Annotated in this window: 19 protein-coding genes and 1 tRNA gene; 5 read left to right on the forward strand and 15 right to left on the reverse strand. The window is 43.7% G+C overall.

Going from position 1 to position 22703, the window contains the following annotated elements; translation table 11 throughout:
• Positions 1-7 precede the first annotated feature (7 nt).
• The 7 genes from B5J94_RS03205 to B5J94_RS03235 all read right to left on the reverse strand — a co-directional run bounded on the left by B5J94_RS03205 (position 8) and on the right by B5J94_RS03235 (position 9108).
• Positions 8-1129 (reverse strand): hypothetical protein, encoded by a 1122-nt coding sequence (locus B5J94_RS03205; RefSeq protein WP_062498323.1) that lies wholly within the window; start codon positions 1127-1129, stop codon positions 8-10.
• Complete coding sequence (gene glyQ, locus B5J94_RS03210; protein WP_062498324.1) at positions 1122-2081, reverse strand: glycine--tRNA ligase subunit alpha; 960 nt, start codon at positions 2079-2081, stop codon at positions 1122-1124. Before glyQ ends, B5J94_RS03205 begins: the two co-directional genes overlap by 8 nt.
• 180 nt (positions 2082-2261) lie before the next feature.
• Positions 2262-2347: transfer RNA gene (locus tag B5J94_RS03215), tRNA-Leu, on the reverse strand.
• A gap of 127 nt (positions 2348-2474) precedes the next feature.
• Positions 2475-4835: a phosphoenolpyruvate synthase gene (gene ppsA / locus B5J94_RS03220; protein WP_062498325.1), complete on the reverse strand. Its 2361-nt coding sequence runs from the start codon at positions 4833-4835 to the stop codon at positions 2475-2477.
• A gap of 129 nt (positions 4836-4964) precedes the next feature.
• Positions 4965-6233 carry a GDSL-type esterase/lipase family protein gene (locus B5J94_RS03225; protein ID WP_062498326.1) on the reverse strand — a complete coding sequence of 423 codons (1269 nt, stop codon included), beginning with the start codon at positions 6231-6233 and terminating at the stop codon, positions 4965-4967.
• 32 nt (positions 6234-6265) lie between these two features.
• The gene (locus tag B5J94_RS03230) at positions 6266-7537 is read right to left on the reverse strand and encodes an SGNH/GDSL hydrolase family protein (RefSeq protein ID WP_062498327.1); all 1272 of its coding nucleotides are present in this window, start codon (positions 7535-7537) and stop codon (positions 6266-6268) included.
• 23 nt (positions 7538-7560) lie between these two features.
• Positions 7561-9108: an MBOAT family O-acyltransferase gene (locus B5J94_RS03235; RefSeq protein WP_079363927.1), complete on the reverse strand. Its 1548-nt coding sequence runs from the start codon at positions 9106-9108 to the stop codon at positions 7561-7563.
• A 322-nt stretch (positions 9109-9430) separates the two neighbouring features.
• Here B5J94_RS03235 and ppsR point away from each other — a divergent pair, with 322 nt between their 5' ends.
• Genes ppsR through sthA form a run of 3 tightly spaced genes read left to right on the forward strand, consistent with a single transcriptional unit; the run spans position 9431 to position 12399 of the window.
• On the forward strand, positions 9431-10324 hold the full coding sequence (ppsR, locus tag B5J94_RS03245; protein WP_079363928.1) for a posphoenolpyruvate synthetase regulatory kinase/phosphorylase PpsR: 894 nt from the start codon (positions 9431-9433) through the stop codon (positions 10322-10324).
• Positions 10325-10379: 55 nt separating this feature from the next.
• A complete protein-coding gene (locus B5J94_RS03250; RefSeq protein WP_158081030.1) occupies positions 10380-10748 on the forward strand; it encodes a DUF4377 domain-containing protein in 369 nt (122 codons plus the stop codon).
• Between the two features lie 25 nt (positions 10749-10773).
• Positions 10774-12399 carry a Si-specific NAD(P)(+) transhydrogenase gene (gene sthA, locus B5J94_RS03255; RefSeq protein WP_228144510.1) on the forward strand — a complete coding sequence of 542 codons (1626 nt, stop codon included), beginning with the start codon at positions 10774-10776 and terminating at the stop codon, positions 12397-12399.
• A 147-nt stretch (positions 12400-12546) separates the two neighbouring features.
• On the opposite strand, the gene B5J94_RS03260 is transcribed toward sthA, so the two are convergent.
• The 8 genes from B5J94_RS03260 to leuC form a co-directional block, all read right to left on the reverse strand.
• A complete protein-coding gene (locus B5J94_RS03260; RefSeq protein ID WP_062498330.1) occupies positions 12547-13119 on the reverse strand; it encodes a YceI family protein in 573 nt (190 codons plus the stop codon).
• 126 nt (positions 13120-13245) lie between these two features.
• Positions 13246-14298 (reverse strand): RsiV family protein, encoded by a 1053-nt coding sequence (locus B5J94_RS03265; RefSeq protein WP_079363929.1) that lies wholly within the window; start codon positions 14296-14298, stop codon positions 13246-13248.
• A gap of 368 nt (positions 14299-14666) precedes the next feature.
• A complete protein-coding gene (leuB, locus tag B5J94_RS03270) occupies positions 14667-15734 on the reverse strand; it encodes a 3-isopropylmalate dehydrogenase (RefSeq protein ID WP_062499278.1) in 1068 nt (355 codons plus the stop codon).
• A 50-nt stretch (positions 15735-15784) separates the two neighbouring features.
• The gene (locus B5J94_RS03275; protein ID WP_062499277.1) at positions 15785-16282 is read right to left on the reverse strand and encodes a hypothetical protein; all 498 of its coding nucleotides are present in this window, start codon (positions 16280-16282) and stop codon (positions 15785-15787) included.
• A gap of 21 nt (positions 16283-16303) precedes the next feature.
• Positions 16304-16954 carry a 3-isopropylmalate dehydratase small subunit gene (leuD, locus tag B5J94_RS03280; protein WP_062499276.1) on the reverse strand — a complete coding sequence of 217 codons (651 nt, stop codon included), beginning with the start codon at positions 16952-16954 and terminating at the stop codon, positions 16304-16306.
• 37 nt (positions 16955-16991) lie between these two features.
• The gene (locus B5J94_RS03285) at positions 16992-17525 is read right to left on the reverse strand and encodes a YbhB/YbcL family Raf kinase inhibitor-like protein (RefSeq protein WP_062499275.1); all 534 of its coding nucleotides are present in this window, start codon (positions 17523-17525) and stop codon (positions 16992-16994) included.
• A gap of 55 nt (positions 17526-17580) precedes the next feature.
• Positions 17581-18387, reverse strand: a complete 807-nt coding sequence (locus B5J94_RS03290; RefSeq protein WP_062499274.1) for a hypothetical protein — start codon at positions 18385-18387, stop codon at positions 17581-17583.
• Positions 18388-18448: 61 nt separating this feature from the next.
• Entirely contained in the window at positions 18449-19867 is a 1419-nt protein-coding gene (leuC, locus tag B5J94_RS03295; protein WP_062499273.1) for a 3-isopropylmalate dehydratase large subunit, read from the reverse strand.
• A 178-nt stretch (positions 19868-20045) separates the two neighbouring features.
• On the opposite strand from leuC, the gene B5J94_RS03300 reads away from it, so the two are divergent.
• Both B5J94_RS03300 and B5J94_RS03305 read left to right on the forward strand, forming a co-directional pair.
• Positions 20046-20969: a WG repeat-containing protein gene (locus B5J94_RS03300; protein WP_062499272.1), complete on the forward strand. Its 924-nt coding sequence runs from the start codon at positions 20046-20048 to the stop codon at positions 20967-20969.
• A gap of 228 nt (positions 20970-21197) precedes the next feature.
• Positions 21198-22637, forward strand: a complete 1440-nt coding sequence (locus tag B5J94_RS03305) for an L-serine ammonia-lyase (protein WP_062499271.1) — start codon at positions 21198-21200, stop codon at positions 22635-22637.
• The last annotated feature ends 66 nt before the right edge of the window (positions 22638-22703 follow it).

Below are 22703 nucleotides of genomic sequence, written 5' to 3' on the forward strand. Positions count from 1 at the left end.
AACCTCATTAAAATTGCTTGGTGTTTAATTGTTCAAAATCAATTTTTGATGCTGGAATGGCACTTTCCAAAACCAATTTTTCAAAATCATCTGCTGGCAAATAAGGCTTGTTATAAATTACATTTTTATGATTTACCAAATAAGCACACATCATCAAGGCTTGCGATATATTTTTATTATCACCTTTTATTAATGATTGACAATAATCCAAATTTTCTTTTGCTACCTTTGATGGATGTGGCTGACCATTTGAATGACGCATTAAAGTTGGTATGCCAAAAAATTCCGTACCAATAGAATTTTTAATTTTACGATTGATTTCCAACAGAGCAAAGACTGTTTCCAGCTTATCTCTTGATGAATGGTCTCTAATTGGTATAAGGTTTCCTGAAAGATACGATGGAAATAGCTCTACTGGATTATCATAATCATACAATCTATCCCCATTAGGTGCTGTAATGGTCGAAAAAGAGCCTTTGTTAATCTCAAAATACTGATAACAACTTCCTGATAATGCCGATATTCCTGCAATTAAAGCAATATCATCAATATTTGGATACTTTTTTCTTAAATGCGTGGGTAAATATTCATAAAATTGCAAAAACATATTCAAAGAATTTTTGGTCATATAATTTGAAAAATATTTTACAATCTTATGTTTATTACGCTCAAACAATCCTATATGAAAGTTGTCAGATAGTAATTTTACCCATTTATCAAAAATGTTTGAAAATCTACTTTGCAACATCAAGACAACAATAGTAACTGTCATTAGTGCAATTTTATTATTTGGCATAAATGCCCAACAAGCCGAAAATGCGATTGCAATTAAGGTTAATAAAATTGAACATTTTATCAAGAAATCGGGCAATGCAATATTTGTTGGTGTGTGTTTTGCAATCCAATACATATCTTTTAAGGTGCATTCTATACTACTACCCCAAGATTTTAAAAAAATGCCAAATGTGAAAAATGGATAGCCCACAATTAGAATTGTTGCCACAATGGAATATATCACGAATTGACTAATATCGCCATAGTCTTTAAATACCTTAATGACAGTAGCAAGTATCAATCCACAAATGATTGCATACAAGTCCTGCATTATATATAATTTTGTTTTAGTCATTTTTCGGCAACCACTTCTCCAATGCTTCTTTTTTATGTGCTTCATCAGCAAGTGGAAAGCCCAATTTGGATCGTGCTACCGTATAACTTTCTGCCACTTTTCTTGCCAAAGTCCGCACACGTAGGATAAAGCGTTGGCGTTCGGTAACGCTAATTGCCCCACGAGCGTCCAATAGATTAAAAGTATGGCTGGCTTTTAGTACCATCTCATAGGCAGGCAATGGCAGATTTACACCCACCAAGCGGTCGGCTTCATGCTCATAAAAGTCAAATAATTCAAAAAGTTTGCTAATATCTGCATGTTCAAAATTATAGGTAGATTGCTCCACCTCATTTTGATGAAACACATCGCCATAAGTTACACGCCCAAACTCGCCGTCCGTCCACACAAGGTCATAGACGCTGTCCACACCCTGAATGTACATGGCAAGGCGTTCCAAGCCATAAGTAATCTCGCCCGTTACAGGGAAACACTCAATCCCACCCACCTGCTGAAAATAGGTAAACTGGGTAACTTCCATGCCGTTTAGCCACACCTCCCAGCCAAGCCCCCACGCCCCAAGCGTTGGACTCTCCCAATTGTCTTCCACAAAACGCACGTCATGGGTTAGTGTATCAATACCCAAGGCCTGCAAAGAACCCAAATACAGCTCTTGAATGTTGGCAGGATTTGGCTTTAAGACCACTTGAAATTGGTAATAGTGTTGCAAGCGGTTAGGATTATCACCATAACGCCCATCGGTTGGGCGACGAGACGGCTGAACATAGGCAGCATTCCATTTTTCAGGCGTTAAAGCACGCAAAAAAGTGGCGGTGTGAAACGTCCCCGCCCCCATTTCCATGTCATAAGGTTGCAAGACCACACAGCCACGAGATGCCCAGTAGTTTTGTAGGGTTAGGATGATTTGTTGAAAGGTGAGTGCTTGTTTTGGTGTTTGTGTTGTCTGTGTCATCGGTCATCACTTTTAGGTATGGTAAATGACTTATTTTAACACAATTAGACAGGATAAAAAACGGTTATGGTTTTAAGTTGTTAAGATTTTTGTTGATAAATGATAAATGACGGGCAGATAAGGGATTGGGGGTGTTATTTTAAAAAAATAAAAACCCTTGATTTTTCAAGGGTTTGTAGTTGGTACCAGTGGTCGGACTCGAACCGACACGCTTATTAGGCAACGGATTTTGAATCCGTCGTGTCTACCAATTTCACCACACTGGCATGAGTGGTTAGCTTGTTTGCTATGGGTGCGTATTATAGCTTATTTTAAAATTTCGTCAAGGGGTTTTTATAAAAATTTTAAAAATATTTTAAAGACTGAGCTTTTTACAGCCCAGTCTTATAGCCATTATTTATCCGCCAAAAACAACCAAGTATCCAGCACCGTATCAGGGTTTAGCGATACCGAGCTGATACCCTGCTCCATGAGCCATTTGGCAAGGTCTGGGTGGTCGGACGGCCCTTGACCGCAAATGCCGACATATTTACCCTGTTTACGGCACGCCTCAATCGCCATGCCAAGCAGTTTTTTGACCGCGGGGTCTCGCTCATCAAACAGGTGCGACACAATGCCACTATCACGGTCAAGCCCTAGCGTAAGCTGAGTTAGGTCATTTGAGCCGATTGAAAAACCGTCAAAGTAAGCCAAGAACTCATCAGCAAGCAAGGCATTGGTTGGCAATTCACACATCATGATGATTTCAAGAGAATTCTCGCCACGTTTTAGCCCATTTTTTTCAAGTAATTCAATCACTTGCTTAGCTTCGCCTGTGGTACGCACAAACGGAATCATGATTTTTACGTTGGTCAGCCCCATATCATCACGGACGTATTTTAAGGCACGGCATTCAAGCTCAAAGCAATCACGGAAATTGTCCGAGATATAACGGCTCGTCCCACGGAAACCAAGCATTGGGTTTTCTTCGTGCGGTTCGTACAGCTTACCACCGATAAGGTTGGCGTATTCGTTGGATTTAAAATCGCTCATACGCACGATGACAGGCTTGTCTTTAAACGCCACGGCAAGCGTTGAGATGCCTTCGATGAGTTTGTTGATATAAAACTCCACAGGCGAGTTGTACCCTGCGATACGCTCAAACACTTGGGCTTGGGTCTCTTGGGACAAGGTATCCACGTTCAAAAGAGCCTTGGGGTGTACGCCAATCATGCGGTTGATGATAAATTCCAAGCGAGCCAAGCCCACGCCTTCGTTCGGGATTTGGGCAAAGTCAAAGGCACGGTCGGGGTTACCCACGTTCATCATAACCTTCAAGCCAAGCTCAGGCATACTGGCGAGAGAATTTTTTTGGACTTCAAAGTCCAAAATGCCGTCATAAATAAAGCCTGTATCGCCCTCGGCACATGATACCGTTACCGCTTGTCCGTCTGTTAAAAGCTCGGTGGCATTGCCACAGCCGACAATGGCAGGGACGCCAAGCTCACGAGCGATAATCGCCGCATGGCAGGTACGTCCGCCACGGTTGGTAATAATCGCACTGGCACGCTTCATCACAGGTTCCCAATCGGGGTCGGTCATATCAGACACCAGCACATCGCCGTCTTGAACTTTGCTCATCTCGTTCAAATTGGTTACGATACGCACCTTGCCTGCACCGACACGCTGACCAATAGAACGCCCTTCGCACAGCACTTTCGCTCCTTTTGAGTTGATGACATAACGCTCCATGTTGGTTTTGTCTTGGCGAGATTTTACGGTCTCGGGGCGAGCTTGCACGATAAACAATTCACCCGTATCGCCGTCTTTTGCCCACTCGATGTCCATAGGACAACCGTAGTGTTTTTCAATGATAAGAGCCTGTTTGGCAAGGCGGGTTAGCTCATCGGTATTTAGGGCGAACTGCTGACGGTCGGCTTTTTCTACGTCCACGATTTTGGTTGAGCGTTTGGTTGTACCTTCATCGCCATAGACCATTTTGATGTGTTTTGAGCCAAGATTACGGCGAACCACCGCAGGGCGATTTTCGGCAAGAAGTTTTTTGGAGAGATAAAACTCATCAGGGTTTACCGCCCCTTGCACCACCATTTCGCCCAAGCCATAGCTTGCCGTGATAAATACCACGTCATTAAATCCGCTTTCGGTATCAATCGTGAACATCACCCCAGATGTACCCGTCTCCGAGCGTACCATACGCTGAACGCCTGCCGACAACGCCACGCCTGCGTGTTCAAAGCCTTTGTGGACACGGTAGGCAATCGCACGGTCGTTGTAAAGACTGGCAAACACTTCTTTGATGGCAATCAGTACGTTGCCAATGCCACGAATGTTAAGGAATGTCTCTTGCTGACCTGCAAAAGACGCATCAGGCAAATCTTCGGCAGTCGCTGATGAACGCACCGCCACCGCCACATCTTGACCGCCTGTTAGTGTATCAAATGCCGTGCGAATCTCGTCTTCTAGGTCTTTTGGCAATTCTTGGGCGATGACCCAACCACGCACTCTTGCCCCCACTTCGGCAAGTTTTTCAACATCATCAACGTCCAAGCCTTTTAGCTCGGCATTGATTTTGTCAAGTAAGCCCGTTTCGTTCAAAAAGCGGTTAAACGCATCTGCGGTCGTAGCAAAGCCGTTTGGCACAGATACGCCAACATTGGCAAGATTGCTAATCATCTCGCCCAAAGACGCATTTTTACCACCGACAATCTCAACATCGTCTTTACCAAGTTTGTTAAAGGGGATAACTTGTGCCATAAGAACACCTTTTAATCTATAAAAATTTGTCAAATTATAACGATAAATTTGCCAATACTCAATGTTATTTTTTATAAAAATAGGTGTATTTATTATCTAAATACACCTATTTTAACCTTTTAATAAAGACTAATTAGCCCGTTCAATGCGGATAAACCCACGCCCTTGACCACCCTGCCCTGAGTTGATACTCGGCACATCATTGGGGCTGTATGTCGGAGCAGTGTTGGGATAAGTGGCATTCGGATACTGCGTGGGGGCTTGTGTTTGTAATGCCAACAGCTCATTTGCCAACTCATTACCCAGACGAGTGTAGCCTGACTGACTAAAATGCACGCCATCTTTACTGGCAAGCCCACGATTTATCCATGATTTCATCGAGCAAGAGCCACCCATCGCCCCTTGCCAATCCCAATATAGCGTGCGTTCGGCTTGGGCGACTTGCCGTTGGGCGGTCTGCACGTCCGTGAGCGTGGCAGGGCGTGTACCACAACTACCGTCTGTGCTTTTTAGAGCTTCGGGCGAGCCGAGTACCATGACTGCCGAACGTGGACTGACGGCACGGATTTGGCGGATTTTTTCGGTCAAGGTTGCACGCACGCTCTCGCCTGACACACCATTATACGCTTCATTGGTGCCATAGGCGAGCACGATGAGTGTGGGGCGAATGGTCGCAAGCTCATTTTGCCACGCCTGTGCACTCCATCTACCCCAATGCGACAGCTCCGCCCCATTGATACCCAGTGCCGACACCACCGCCCCACGCCCACTGGGGTTGAACGCCCACCAACCACCAATCGCCGAGCCTGTGGCGTTGTCATTATAAATGGTAAACGGCAAATTCACGTTCACACTCACCATCTGCCATGTGCCGTCCTTGCGTGCCGTTTCTAGCACAAACCGCTTGCCATAAGCGTCCACCCCTGTAAATCTGCCGTCTGTCGGTTGCTGACGAATACTCACCCAAATACGCTGAGCAGGTTCTGCCCCTTTTTTGGGTTTTAGGGTCAGGCTTGCCCCATTAACCTTGGGTCTGGCAATCAGTCCGCCCAGCGTATAATACTCACTTTGATTGGTACGGCTAGAAATCGGTGAAAAATCGACATTATCATAGCTAAACCGTGCCATACGCTGACCGCTAAAATACATTGGCATCGCCCAGCCCATGCCACCATCGCCCATCACGCCCTGCAAGCTATTTCTTAGAGCGTCCGTCATGGTGTCGCCGGCGGTATGGCTATCGCCCAGTTGGACGATATGCACCGAGTGGTTTGTCATGGCTTGGGCTAGGGCATTGGTATTGGGTTCGCCAAAGTTGGTTAAATTGGCATGAGCCGATACCGACACGCACGCCATCACTAATAAGGCAGGCTTAAAGCTAAGTTTTGTTAAATTCATGAATACTCTTTTTAGTTATCAAATAAAATTCATCACTCAATGATTAAATAAGATTGCACTTCTTTGGCAAGAATCCGCTGACCATCGCCAGAAAAATGAATACCATCACCGCTACGCATTTTAATGTTTTTGCCATCTTTTTCAAGATAATCATTGTAAACATTGTTACGCCCACCCATGATAGGACGTGCATCAATCACTTTGACATTATGACGAGCCAATTCATTCATCATCACATCATTAAGCTGAACCATTTGTTCATTTAATTTATTTTTTTTCATGTTTGGCGGTGTTACCCAAATCACGCCCACCTGTCTTTCTTTGGCAAAATCCAATATGTCTTTCATGCGTGCCTGATATTCTGCTATCCATTCTTCGCTATTAAATTTTAGGTATTTTCCCTGTTTATCTGGCATATCCCAAGGGTCATTTGCCCCCAGCATGACGATGAGTACTTTAATACTATTATCTGATTGCAAAGTATTTTTAATGGTGCTATTCCAATCAAAGAATTTAGGATATGCCAAGCCAGTACTTTGTTTGCTAAGATTAACCGAATCCACGCCTAAGCCTTGTAAATACTTTTGCATATGTGGGGCAATGCCCTGCATCATCGAATCGCCAGCAAAAAATACTTTTTGGCTTTTATTTAATGTTAAGGATTGTTCTAATTCATTTTGGGCTTGATTTTTTTTTAGGGCTTGGGCTTTTAATTGTCTTTCTTGCTCTTGGCGTAATTGCTCTTGGCGTAATTGCTCTTGGCGTAATTGCTCTTGGCGTAATTGCTCTTGGTGTGCTTTTTCTGCCATTTGGGCTTTATAAGCAGGGGTATAGGCGTGATTGGTATTAAACTCATCAATCATGGTTTTATTCATATTGCCGATATTATTGGCGATATTATCATGAAAAGCATACAATCCATCGCCAATATCACCCCCTTTTTGCCATAACGGACTATTAATTAGATTTAATGGGCTGGGCTGATGATAAGTTTGTAGATAATAGGCATTGATTGATTTTTGCATTATCCAAATACTCATGACAGTAGATAATACCAAAAACATGAGCGTGGTAATAAAGGATTGTTTAAAATTATCATCTAGGATAATGACTTCATTATCCCAATCATTACCATCGTCTTGATGAATGATTTCTTTATCTGTATTTTCTGTATCAATGTTTTCTTTGTTAATTTTTTCTTTATTAATGTCTTTTCGATGAATATTTGCTTGATTGACATTATCTTGACTGTCAATATCAGCCTTGTTAATATGATTAATCTCATCTTGTTTATGTTCGCTCATGATAATATCCTTTATCTTGTCTTTTAGAAATTTGCATAAATAAAACCAGGAATGCCAGACGGAGCCAAAATCACCACCGCCATAAATGCCATAAAGCACAACACATAAAAAATCACGCTTGGCATTTTATGAATTAGCCGACCGATTTGTGTTTGATGACGATGAAATAATGGATAAATCAGCCATGCCAATGCCAAAATCGCCAATAGATAAAGCGGGTTATTTGTCCATGCTACATTAATATGATTAAAAAATAAGGCATTAAAAATCAATAACGCTTCATCTAATGTGGTCGCCCTAAAAAAGACAAAAGCAAATACCACAAAATGCACAGTGATTAATACGCCCAGCGTTTTACCAATGATGCCTGTATTTGCCAAAAAATTACGTCCTTTGGCATGACCGCTTATTTTTTGGCACGCCAAATCGCCTGTATTTAATAAAGCAATGGCTAAGGCGTGTAATAATCCCCAAAAGAAAAAATTAAAGGTTGAGCCATGCCAAATCCCTGATAACACCATCGCAATAATAAGATTAAGCTGAGTAAACCAAAAGCCCTTTCTGCTACCGCCTAAGGAAATATAAATATAATCTCGTATCCATGTCGATAAACTAATATGCCATCTGTCCCAAAAATCTCTAATATTATGAGCCAATAAAGGAGCATTAAAATTCATGGGTAAGCGAAAACCAAGCAATAACCCAAATGCCACCATCATCTCGCTATATCCTGAAAAATCCAGAAATAATTGTAAGGTATAACCATAAATGGCGGTCAATACTTCCAAGCTATGAAAGCCTGTGGGATTGGCAAAGACGGGATTGACCCAATTATCCGCCAAATACCCTGCCAACCACCATTTTTTGGCAAGAGCAAGCACGATTAAGGCAAAGGCGATTTTTGGGTATAATAATTGGCGTGGGGCAGGTTCATTTAATTGCTCATACATCCCGCAAGGCTTACCCGTAATATCATTTAGCCCCTTGGTGCCATTAACACGGGTAATCGGACCTGCCGAAATAGTGGCAAAAAATGAAAAATGCGTTAATGCTTGCCAAAAAGACAAATAAGAAATCGGACTTTCATTATTTTTATCTTGTTTTTCTTGCTCGCTTTGTTCATTTTGCTCATAAGCCACGCTTTGTCGGTAAAGCGTTACCAAATAACTAATGGCTTGAAATGAATAATAAGAAATGCCCAATGGAAAAATAATATTTGCCATGAGTCCCGTATTATCTAATTGCCATATCTCTAAGGCACGGCTAACATTAGCACGGAAAAATTCATAATATTTAAACACCGATAAATTTATCAAAGTGATGATAACACCCATCGCCATCCATGCTTTTTTGTGGCGACTGATGATGATTTGCTGAGCAATGAAATAAATGACAATACTAAAAATAAACAGCATGCCAACTGCCATCAAGCCTGCCATTAAATAAATAATGGCATAGCTGATAATGAGCAACAGCATATTTTGAATGTCTGGTCTTTTTTTAAATGCCCAATAAAGCGCAAAAAACACCATGAACAATAACGCAAATTCTATCGATAAAAATGAAAACATTGCATTCCTTAGCCATAAACCATCTGAGAAACCATGAATACGCCCTACCCAAAGATGTGATTGTTGTCATTATGGTTAGTGCCGCCCTTTTATCAGACTGCACTTTTTATATTGACAAAAAGGTCGTTCATTTTAACAAAATTACCACAAATGCACAATGGGATTTTATCCGCTTTTCATGCTGTTTTAATTATTGTCATTCACTTATCCCGTTTCTTTTTGTCATGCCACAGTTGATAATTTTTCCTACAAAATCCCCTGTTTTTGTGCTATACTCTCATTTAAGTTTACTCATGTATGGCATAGGATACAAAGGATAGCCATGTACGTTCACACCCCCACACCCAGCCAACAAGACCAGCAGGCTCGGCAAGCCAAGCAGTTTAAAGCCCCCGAGCTACTTCGCAGTGCTTTTTTTATCTCTGACGGCACCGCCATCACCGCCGAGACACTTGGGCGGTCATTGCTGAGCCAGTTTGGCAATGTCAAATTTGACGTCAAAATCATCCCCTATGTGGACACCCCTGAGTTGGCTCATGAGGCGGTCAAACGTATTAATGAAACTCATCGCTTATCAGGGCTCAAACCCTTGGTGTTTGATACCATCGTTAGTGATGAGATTCGCACCATCATCAACGGGGCGGACGCCACCAACCTTGACATCTATGAAGGGCTGATTACCCGCATTGCCAATGAAATCGGTGAGACCCCCGACCCCCATGCAGGCATGGCACACGGACAAGTGGACAGCGATGATTATAAGGCAAGGATTGACGCCGTGCATTTTGCCTTGGATAATGACGACGGGGCGAGAACCAATCACTACGACGGAGCAGACATCATCCTAGTTGGCTTATCACGCTCAGGCAAAACGCCCACAAGCCTATATCTTGCCTTACAGTTTGGCATTCGTGCCGCCAACTATCCTTTGACCGAAGATGACCTAGACAGTAGCAATCTACCCAAAGTATTACAGCCCTATCGCCACAAACTCTTTGGTCTAACCATTGACACCGAACGACTGGTGCGTATCCGCCAAGAGCGAAAAGCAGGTTCTCGCTATGCCTCCCTTGCCCAATGCCAAGAAGAACAACGTGCCATTCAAGCCATCTACACCGCCCAAAAAATCCCCAATCTCAATGTCTCCGAGATGAGCGTTGAAGAGATTGCCACACGGATTTTACAAATCACAGGTTTGGCACGACGGATTGGCTGATTGTTGAAGCATTTTAAATAACATGATTTTAAAACTGATAAACTCTGAGAAAAATATGAAACATCGCTCTTTGTTACTCTTACCCCTAACACTCATCATCTCTTTGAGTGCGTGCCAAAGTCGCCCCCCTGTGCCCGAGCCACGTTACATCCCTAATGTCGCCCTAAATGCCAGTGAAACGCTAGAAGTCATGCCTTATCGCAGTGCCTGTCATTCTGCCACACCCATGCAGTGCCTACTGGTCAAGCCCATCGGGGCAGACGATGATAAGCTGTTCGGCATTGGCTATAATGACATCATCGGCTTTACGCCAACCGTTGGCACTGCCTACACCATCAAAGTGCGTCAAGAGATAGACCAAAATACTGGCAAACCCACAGGGCTGTGGCAGTTAGATGAGATTTTAACGCAAAATATTCGTTAATTAAAACAAACAAAAAGGCAATATCATGACCAAAACCAACCCCACCGAGACGGCAGGTAAATCCCCAAACCCTGCCACAAATGAGACCAAGGCAGAACACGCCATCAAAGAACAAGCCAAACGTTCCGCCCTACCCGAAGCAGAAATCAAAACCCCCGACAGCACAAACACGCCAGCTCATGAAGAGCATGACCCCAGTCATTTACTCATCAGTCCGTTAGATGGTCAGCGTGTCGCCATCGCTCCCCAAAAACGCAAAGTCCGTCACGGCTTTGAATATGACGCGGTGGTGCTAGGGGCAGGGCCTGCCGGTGAAGCAGCGGCGATGAAACTTGCCAAATCAGGACTGAAAGTGGCAGTCATCGACCCCCGCGACCAAGTGGGCGGTAACTGTGCTCACGTCGGCACCATCCCCAGTAAGGCACTTCGCCAATCGGTGTTTAACATCATCAGCATGAGACGTGACCCCATTTTTAGCTCATTTACTGACAACTTTCAAGTTCCCCTAAATAAGGTGCTGAGCAAAGCACGGCGAGTGATTGCCAGTCAAGTCAATACCCACAAGCTATTTTATGAGCGTAACCGTGTTGAGATTATCCAAGGTTGGGGGCGTTTTATTGACAAAAACACCCTAGAAGTCGAGCAGGTTCATGGTGAGGGTGCCAAGACTGTTACCTTTGAAAAGGCGGTCATTGCCGTGGGTTCACGACCCTACCGTCCTGACCTGCTTGACTTTGACCATCCCCGCGTCTTTGACTCAGATAAGATTTTGCAAATGGACTATGTCGCTCGCAAAATCATCATCTACGGGGCAGGCGTGATTGGCTGTGAGTATGCGTCCATCTTTACAGGTCTGGGCTATGTCGTTGATTTGATTAATAACAAAGAACAACTGCTAAGCTACCTTGATGATGAAATCTCGGACGCCCTATCGCACGACTTTCGTCAGTTTGGCGTGCGTATTCGTAGCAATGAAGAGATTGAACGCCTAGAAACCTTTGATGACTGCGTGGTCTTACACCTAAAAAGCGGTAAAAAAATCAAATCCGACGCCATCCTTTGGTGTAACGGACGTTCGGGCAACACCGACGGGCTTAATCTAGAAGCGGTTGGCTTATCTGCCAACAGTCGTGGACAGCTCGAAGTTGACCAAACCTACCGCACCAAAGCCGAACACATCTATGCCGTGGGCGATGTCATCGGCTGGCCGTCTTTGGCGTCCGCTGCCTACGACCAAGGGCGAAATGCCGCCGGCTTTATGGTGGGTGACAAACACGCTGAGTTTGTCAATAGCGTGCCTACTGGCATCTATACCATTCCTGAGATTTCAAGCATTGGGGCGACCGAAGAAGACTTAACCCGTGACCAAATCCCTTATGAAGTTGGACAAGCCTTTTTCAAACACCTAGCTCGCTCCCAAATCATCGGTGAGCGTTCGGGCGTACTAAAAATCTTGTTCCACCGTGAAACCCTACAAATCCTAGGCATTCACTGCTACGGCAACCACGCCTCCGAGATTATCCACATCGGACAAGCGGTGATGAAATGCGGTCACACACTAGAATACTTCATCAACACCACCTTTAACTACCCCACCATGGCAGAAGCCTATCGTGTGGCGGCGTTAAATGGCATGAACCGTATTTTTTAAAGCCCAAAGGACGTGTTCAGCACGTCCTTACGTCCATGGTATAAATCTGTGGCAAATGTAACTTTTACCCATATCACCCATCCTTTATGCAAATCACAAAAATCACCCCAACATGATTTGGGGTGATTTTTGATTCTTTAAAACAAATTATTTCTTAGCGGCTTCTACTTGAATGTCAATGCGGACATTTTTTGCCATGCCAACATTCACCAAATAATCCATGCCCCATTTGGTGCGGTCAATGGTCGTGCTAAAATCACCGCCACAAACTTCGGTTTTTGCCATGGGGCTGTCATAGCAATTGAACTTATTGGCGTGCAGACGAACAGGGTGTGTTTGACCAAGTAGGGTAAGTTTGCCATCTACTGAGCTTAGTTTGCGTGCTTTGCCCTTGCCTGTGTAGTTGAATTTGGTAGATTCAAAACGCATGGTGGGATATTTTTCGGCATCAAACAAATCGGCACTGAGCAGATGTTCAGTAAACTCCTTAGAGCTTGATTGTAGGTTTGCCAATGGCAACTCGATGTCAATTTTACCTGTGCGTTTGGCTTTATCAAACTCCATCTCGCCTGTTAGACCATACACACCGCCCACGTTGGTACTGGTTTTAAAATGATCAATGGCAAAACGGGCATTGGTGTGAAATGGGTCAATCTCATAAGTGGCAGCATTTGCCATGCCTGCTAGGGCAACAAGAGACAGTAGGGCTAGCTTTTTCATAACAACTCCTTGGGTTTGATGAATAATGTTATTGGTGCAACACCAATGCGATAAATTCTAGCAAGACTGATTAGGAAAAACAAGCACGATTAAGAAACGCATTGTTAATGTTTGGTTAATGATACATCAGGACTTATCCGCTTGGCTTGCCTGCTCCGCCTTTTGACTTACTGACTCTTGACTTACCGATTCTTGGTTTGCTGTTTTGGCTGTCTGCTTAGGTAAGTATTCCTCTCGGATAATGCCTTGTAATTTATCATACGGCACCACAATCTCAACAAAACCCTGTGCAAAACCTCCCATTTCATAAGGTTGATACACCAGCACCACCCCATTTTTACCAAAATACACATTTTCGGTCATCTCAAACTGCCACGTTTGCTCGTATTCTTGAATGTCTTTTTTGGTTGTGATTTGTAGCTCATCTTTTAGATATTCTTTAAACCCCGCATAAGCCAGCTCATGAAAATCACTCGCCCTATCCGCCACAATCACATCAGAAAAATCAATCTGCGTCTGCAAATCCATATCAAACATCAGATACTCCATAAATGGCATGCCATGAGCCCCACCCATATAAACATCGCCTGCGATGGCAACCTGAGCTAAGTTTTTGTGAGCAGGGATAAGCTCTGGGGCAACCGTCCAAGCATAGCTCGGTGCTGACTCAAAGGGCTCGCCATTTTCTTTGGCAACGTCTTTCATCTCATTGATAAACATCAAATGCTCACCCACAAATTCATCAACATTCTGCTTAAATTTAAGCAGTTTAGGATTGTCATCGTTGGTAATTGTTTTATTGACAATCTGCTCTATCCAACGTGGTTCAACTTTTGCCAATTTGATATTGATACTCGTGCAAAAGCCCTCTTTATAAAAACCTTCGTCATCTTTGGGTGTTTTTGGGTCAAAATTGCACGCCTGCTTCATCTCATCGGGCAGTTCATACTCATAGGCAACCGTGCTAAATTTAATTTGTTCAGACTTGGTAATCTTGCCTACATTGGCAAGTTTTTGATCAAGGGCTTTAATGGTCTCACTTGGGGTTAGCTCGCCACTTGGCATGACTTGATTTTTTTGAGCATCCAAATATTCTGCTTGATTGTTTTTGACCGTTTCATCTTGACCACAAGCAGTCATTAACACCGCCAAAGCCAGCACCAATACTTTTTTCATCATCTTACCCCTTTTTAAATTAAAACCGATAGGGCGTGTTGAATATTGGTATTTGCAATGAAAAATGAGAAAAATCGCAAGTTTTTCAAGGAAAAGTCCGCAGTTGATATTGAAATATCAACAAGGATTTTGACGATGAAAAACAATCCGACCACTTAAACTGGGTAAATTTAAGAATTATACTTAACTTTTTAAATTAAGTGGTCGGATAGCCATTTTTCATGCAAAAATCAATCAAGGCTTTAAAACTCTACCGAATTTAAATAAAATGTTATCAATGTTCAACACGCCCTAGCATTGTAAAGCAAAATCAACCACTTGGCAAATAAAAAGCCCACAATCATGGGCTTTTTGTGTTAAATCAACAACGCTTACAACGCCTGCACCACTTTATCGCCCATGTCCGCACAGCCAACCAAAGTCGTGCCGTCTTCATAAATATCCGCCGTGCGATAGCCTTGTTCTAGCACTTTTTGCACCGCCTTTTCAATCTGCACCGCACGATTTTCATCATTTAGGCTATAACGCACAAGCATGGCAAGCGACAAAATGGTCGCTAGCGGATTTGCCTTATCCTGCCCTGCAATGTCAGGGGCAGAGCCATGAGACGGCTCGTACAACCCTTTGCCTGTCTCGTTTAGGCTTGCTGATGGCAACATGCCAATAGAGCCTGTGAGCATGGACGCTTGGTCGGACAAAATATCGCCAAAGATATTGCCTGTGGCAATCACATCAAACTGCTTGGGATTTTTGACCAATTGCATGGCAGCATTATCCACATACATATGACTAAGTTCAACCTCTGGATAGTCTTTGCCAACTTCGGTAAAAATCTGCCGCCAAAGTTCGGTGGTTTCTAACACATTGGCTTTATCCACACTGCACAGTTTGCCACGGCGTTTTTGGGCAGCCTCAAAGGACACTTTGGCAATGCGGCGAATCTCACTTTCGCCATAACGCATGGTATTAAAGCCCTCACGCTCGCCATTGTCAAGGGTTACAATGCCCCGTGGCTCACCAAAATAAATATCACCTGTCAATTCTCTGACAATTAAGATATCAAGCCCTGCCACAACCTCAGGTTTTAATGTAGAAGCATCAGCCAGTTCTTTATACAAAATTGCAGGGCGTAAATTAGCAAACAAATTCAAATCCTTGCGAATCGCCAAAAGTCCACGCTCAGGACGCAATGGACGGTCAAGGTCATCGTACTTAGGCGAACCAACCGCCCCCAAAAGCACTGCATCCACCTTTTGGCAAAGCTCTTGGGTTTGGCTTGGATATGGCAAACCATAAGCGTCATAGGCTTCACCGCCCAATTTGGCGTATTCATAGCTGACAGCCAAGCCTTGTTCAATGAGTTTGTCCAATACTTTAACGGCTTGGGCGATAATCTCAGGGCCAATACCATCGCCTTTTAAGATTGCAATGTGTTTCATAAAGATTTTCCCTTTTTAAATTAGAAAATGTTTCAATCAAAGTCAGGTTCTTAGGTTTCCAAAAATAACTCCATTTCACTACTGGTCATTTCAGAAGGGTTTTCACCATATAACTCAACTAAATCTTCAATAGAATATTTTTCGTCATCATAACTTTTCTTATCAACAAAAAATCTTTCCAAACTTTCAAATAAAGACTGATTAGGATATGAATTATTTTTAGTTGATTTGTAACTTGTGAATTTGTGTATTGTAGAACCACTGTCTTTACCTTGTAAATTAAGACAACTACAAACAATATGATAAACACTAGGTGAAATTGCACCTTTTAAATTCCACTCATCAGAACCTTTCTTAAATAAACCTACACCAGTTAAATTTGGAAATCTATCCGCAAGATTATTTTTTACAATAAAATCACTTAATTGTTTACTATAAGTAAAATTCTTATTCTCAAAGAATTTTAATAAATCACTTAACTCGTGAGCCTCATTATTAGTTAAATGATATTGCTCTTTTAAAATTTCTGGGGAAAATGTATCAGTCATAATAAAATCCTATCAAAAATATCAAGCCGTCAATTCTTTAAACACCCACGGTCTGTCCGCTTTGGCTTTTTCTTCAAAAGCTTTAATGTCATCGGCGTGTTGCAAGGTTAGCCCAATATCGTCCAAACCATTTAACAAACAATGCTTACGAAACGCATCAACTTCAAAAGAATACTCTTTACCGCTTGGGCTGATGACTTTTTGGTTTTCTAAATCAACCGTTAATTGATAGCCAATATTGGCAAAACATTCGTTAAATAAGTCATCAACATCGCTTTCACTTAACACAACAGGCAACATACCATTTTTAAAGCAGTTATTATAAAAAATATCAGCAAAACTTGGGGCAATCACGGTGCGAAAGCCATATTCTTCCAATGCCCACGGAGCGTGTTCACGGCTAGACCCACAGCCAAAGTTTTTGCGAGCCAGTAAAATGGTTGCCCCAGCATAGCGGGCTTGGTTTAACACAAAATCAGGATTTTTGGGACGCTTATTAATGTCTTGCCCCAAAAAGCCTTCGTCCAAATAACGCAATTCATCAAATAAATTATCGCCAAAGCCTGTGCGTTTGATGGATTTTAAAAACTGCTTGGGGATAATCAAATCGGTATCCACATTTGAGCGGTCAAGTGGGGCAACGATGCCCTGTTCGGTGGTGTATGGTTTCATAAATTATCCTTGTTATAACTTATCAAAAACAGTCATTTTAGCAACCATAATAAGCCGTCAAAGTTGCTGCTGCCAATACTTTGCCATTTAAATTAAAGCCGAGTACCGCAGCACTGATGTCATTTGACAAATCCAGCGTGTCATTTAAAGCATACAGCGTAAAAATGTAGCGATGTGGTTTATCGCCTTTGGGGGGAAATGCTCCGATAAAACCGTTTAATCCTGCATCATTTTGTAGTTCTACAATACCATTTCCAAAATCATTGGATTTGCCTTTTGGTAATTTTGTCCAATCAGCAGGGATATTAAACACATTCCAATGCCAAAAACCTGAGCCTGTTGGAGCGTCGGGGTCATACATGGTCAGTACAAAACTTTTGGTACCTGCTGGGGCGTTGTCCCACACAAGCTCTGGACTCACATTGCCTCCTGTATAACCCCAAATGTTGGCAACATAGTCATCTGACAGCGTGCTACCATCAGCAATGTCGCTACATTTTAGGGTCATTTCACCTTGTGGCTGGGTAGGGTTACGCACATCTAGGTAGGAGTTTTGGGTTAGGTCGGTCATGGTTTTTTCCTTAATTCATTTATAATTAAACTAATACAAATTGATTAATTAAGCATTAATCAATTTGCTTAAATTCACCTTCAAAAATATCTGGCATTTGTTTTTTAAGGTTTTTCAAATCGTCTGAAATCTCTTCATCGGTGTATTCTACTGCCACATCAAAAGCTTCATACAGTCTTTTACTCATCTTATCCATGGATACATAAGTAATACCACCTGAAATAATACCACCCATAACAGGAATAGCCTTAGAAACACCTTTGGCAAAAGTATCTTTTGTTAATTTTACACCAATCATTCCTGCAATTTTTTTAACCAACGGATAGTACCATGTTTTGGTTAATGCCATTTGTGGCAATTTTTTTAGAGCTTGCTTTGATAAATTTCCTGCTGTTAATCGTGTTAATTGCGATGCTCCGCCAATGCCAAACATAACACCCAAGAACAGCATTAATTCATGCTCAACTTTTTCATGATTTAACACATCGCCATTCCAAAAATCTTGATAACCATAAATATAAGCAATTTCTTGGGCTAAACGCAAATTAAAGGCAAAAAATTGTACTAAATCCGCAGGTATTGTCGCCATCAATGCCAATCCACCCGGCAGACCCGCCAAAAAAGAACCACCAGAACACATCAATTTTCTTTTGTTGGCAACCATGATGGCGGTCTTTTTGACTTCCTTTTGAGAAATTAAGCCTGATGCGATTGGACCTTTTTCAAGCAATAAAGAAATATCGGATTGCTTGACCTTGCCTTTAAAAACATCAAGTAAAAAAGCATTTCGTTCAACTTTAATACCAGGTAAAGCCAAAGATTTTTCAATCAACTCATAGGTAAAATTTGATTCATTCGACATAATAACACTCTAATTAAAATAAAATAACCCATTCTAGCACAGATTATCTTATTTTATCATCTCAAAACGTCCGCACATCCACAAAATGCCCGTGAATTGCCGCTGCTGCTGCCATGATAGGAGATACCAAATGCGTGCGTCCACCATTGCCTTGACGGCCTTCAAAGTTGCGGTTGGATGTACTGGCACAATGCTCGCCAGCTTGTAGTTTATCGGCATTCATGGCAAGGCACATAGAACAGCCCGGTTCACGCCATTCAAAGCCTGCATCCATAAAGATTTTATCCAGCCCTTCTTGCTCTGCTTGCTGTTTAACCAGTCCTGAGCCTGCCACAATCATCGCTTGCTTGATGCTTGGGGCGACTTTGTAACCCTTAACAACTTCTGCTGCTGCACGAATGTCCTCGATGCGTGAGTTGGTGCAAGAGCCGATAAACACACGGTCAAGCACAATATCGGACAAGGGCTGTCCTGCCGTCAAGCCCATGTATTGATAGGCTCGCATCCAGTCATTACGCTGTATGTCATCTTTGGCGTCCGCTAGGGTTGGCACGTTTTGGCTAATGGGAATGACCATTTCAGGAGACGTACCCCACGACACCTGTGGCTCAATCTCATCGCCATTTAGCACAACCACCGTATCAAAATGAGCGTCATCGTCCGATTTTAAAGTATTCCAATAAGCAACGGCTTTATCCCAATTCTCGCCAGTCGGAGCGTAGGGGCGACCTTTAACATAGGAGGTGGTCTTATCATCAACCGCCACAAGTCCGACCCTAGCACCGCCTTCAATCGCCATGTTACACACGGTCATACGCCCTTCAATGGACATATCACGAAACACCTGTCCGCCAAATTCAATGGCGTGTCCTGTTCCGCCTGCCGTGCCGATTTTGCCGATGATGGCCAGCACGACATCTTTTGGCGTAACGCCTTTGCCAAGTTTGCCGTCCACACGCACCAGCATATTTTTCATTTTCTTTTGCACAAGGCACTGCGTGGCAAGGACGTGTTCCACTTCACTTGTACCAATACCATGAGCCAAGCACCCCAACGCCCCATGCGTGGCGGTATGGCTATCCCCACACACCACCGTCATGCCCGGTAGGGTCAAGCCCTGCTCGGGCCCGACCACGTGAACAATGCCTTGACGGACGTCATTGATACTAAATTGCACGACATTAAAGGATTTGCAGTTGTCATCAAGTGTTTTAACCTGAATGCGAGAGGTATCGTCAGCAATCCCTGCAATGCCTTGCTCACGTTCATTTTTAGAAGTTGGAACGTTGTGGTCAGGCGTTGCGATGTTTGCCGACAGTCGCCACGGCTTACGGTTATTAAGCTCTAAGCCTTCAAAGGCTTGAGGGGAAGTTACTTCATGCAACAGTTGGCGGTCAATGTAGATAAGCGATGAACCGTCATCACGCTCTTTGACCAAATGGTCGTCCCAAAGTTTGTCGTAAAGGGTTTTGCCTGCCATTGTTATTCTCCAAATGTAAAATGGTCTGGGTAGTTGAATTTTAAAAGATTATAACACAATTTAAAAATAACAATAATTTATAATTTTTATGGTTTATTTAACTTTTTGGAAAAAGTTTTTTAGCATGATAATCTTGCCACTTATGATAAAATAACCCAAATTCTCACGCATTGTTTTTATGAAAAAATATCTAGTCACCGCCCTACTGCTCGGCTCGCTCACACCCCTAACTCACGCCTGTACCCTACCCAAAAGCCATTATAAAAACGTCAGCTGTACCGCACGTTCGGGCGTGTTTTTGGCGGTCAAAGACAACGGCTCACCTGTGGCACTTTTGGACAAAAAAGGCAATAAAACAGCTGATTTGTTCGCTTATGAAGCGGTGCTGGGTTCGGAGTTTAGAAGTGGGCTACTCCCCGCCCTAAAAAACGGTAAAGTCGGCTACATCAATGGCAAAGGCAAAACCGTCATCGCCTTTAACTACGACCGCATGAACGGCAACCAATGGGCAAGGGGCGTGCGGGGCGAGCGTATCATCGTCAAACAAAACCGTGGCTTTGGCGTGCTAGACACTCGGGGCAAGGTCATCGTCCGCCCCGAGAGAGCCATCAGTCACATCAGTGACTTCTCCCAAGGTCTCGCCACTGTCACCGCTGGCGGCAGTACCTACACCATCGACAAAAACGGCAATCGCACACGGCAAGCCCCCAACACGTCACCTACCCCAGAGCCGACACTTGCCCAAGGCAGTCTGCCAAACCCGAGCACGCACCTGACACTCACGCCAAGACAACAAGACGGCAAATGGGGCTTTGTCGATGATAAGGGCGTACCGATGATTATCTACGCCTTTGATGATGTCCGAGCTTATAGTGAGAATCTGGCAGGGGTACGCATGGGCGATAATTGGGGCTTTATTGATAAAAGCGGGCAACTGGTCATCGATTTTCGCTTTCATAAAGACGGGTTTATCTTGGACAGCACTAAAAATCCCGAACTGCCCGAACCACTGATGTTTAAAAATGGCAAGGCATGGATTGGCAATCTAAATAATGGCGACAAACTATGTATCAATTCGCAAGGGGTTAATGTGGCTTGTTAGGGTTTTTGATTTTAAAATACGCCATTATTCTAAATTCAACCAAGCCCACATTTGGGCAGATACTTTTATATCAAATCCCCATCAATCATGATAAAATAGCAACTTATCTGATATGACTATCTGTGCATTTTTTTAAAATAGGATTGTTTGCACACTCTGCCCGTCAGACTATCTTAATTTAACAATTGATTTTGTCACACGGTAAAATAACTTTATAAAGGACTTTTTATGATTAGTATTTTTGATATGTTTAAAATCGGCGTCGGCCCTTCAAGCTCGCACACGGTCGGCCCGATGGTTGCCAGTGGGCGGTTTTTGGCACTGTTAGGTGAGCGATTGCATGGCGATTTTAGTCCAATTACAGGCATTACCATAGAGCTATATGGCTCACTGTCCGCCACAGGCAAAGGACACGCCACCGATACCGCCACCTTACTTGGGCTACTCGGACACGCCCCACGCACGATAGACACCGAACGCACGGACGAGTATTTATCAGACATACGCACGCACCAAAAGATGAACTTGGGCGGTCGTCATATCATTGATTTTGATGAAACCACCGACATCTTGTGGTATAGTGATGTCACCCTGTCCCAACACCCCAACGGCATGACACTCATCGCCACCTTAGCCGATGGCACTCGTATCAGCGAGACTTACTTTTCTATCGGGGGCGGATTTGTTGTGGATAATGACGAATTTAAAGCCCAAACCGCACAAGAGCAACTGGATGCCCCCAAAAAATCGCCCTACCCTTATCCCTTTGAGCTAGGAGCAGACATCGAACGGCTGTGCCACACGCATAGGTTTAGTATCAGCGAGCTTATGCTCCACAACGAAACTGCTGTCCGAGACGAAGAAGAAGTTAAAGATTATCTTAATGACATCTGGGCGACCATGCAGGCGTGTGTCAATGCCGGCTACCAAAAAGACGGTATCCTGCCCGGCGGTCTTAACGTCAAACGCCGTGCCAAAGCCTTATATGACCAGCTTAGTAAAGAATACGGCAAAGCCGATGGCGGACTGCTTGCGATGGACTGGGTGAACCTGTATGCTCTGGCGGTCAATGAACAAAACGCCTCGGGCGGGCGGGTCGTTACCGCTCCCACCAATGGGGCGGCGGGTATTATCCCTGCGGTGCTACATTATTATCAAGGCTTTATTCCGTCATTTAGCTATCAAGGCGTGCGTGAGTTTTTGCTCGTGGCAGGGGCGATTGGGGCATTAATCAAACAAAATGCGTCCATTTCAGGGGCGGAAGTTGGCTGTCAAGGCGAAGTTGGCTCTGCCTGTGCGATGGCAGCAGCAGGACTGGCTCACGTCATGGGCGGTACAGTCGCCCAATGTCTAAACGCTGCCGAGATTGGGTTAGAACATAACTTAGGGCTGACCTGCGACCCCATCGCAGGACTGGTGCAAGTACCTTGTATTGAACGCAATGCGATGGCGTCCATCAAGGCGATTAACGCCGCTCGCCTTGCCCTGCGTGGCGATGGCTCTCACCATGTCTCACTGGACAAAGCCATTTTGACCATGAAAGAGACCGGGCTTGACATGATGGACAAATACAAAGAAACCGCTCGTGGCGGACTTGCCATTCATGCCGATAACCGCATTCCTGTGGCAGTGGTCGGTCATGTGGGTGCGGGGTTTAGTCAGTGTTGATGACACCAATCAACCCATTTACCAAGATTTAGCAGGGCAAATAAAAGACGGGTATAGATGTTTTAC

This window comes from Moraxella lacunata (assembly GCF_002027545.1).
Taxonomy (GTDB): Bacteria; Pseudomonadota; Gammaproteobacteria; order Pseudomonadales; family Moraxellaceae; genus Moraxella; species Moraxella lacunata.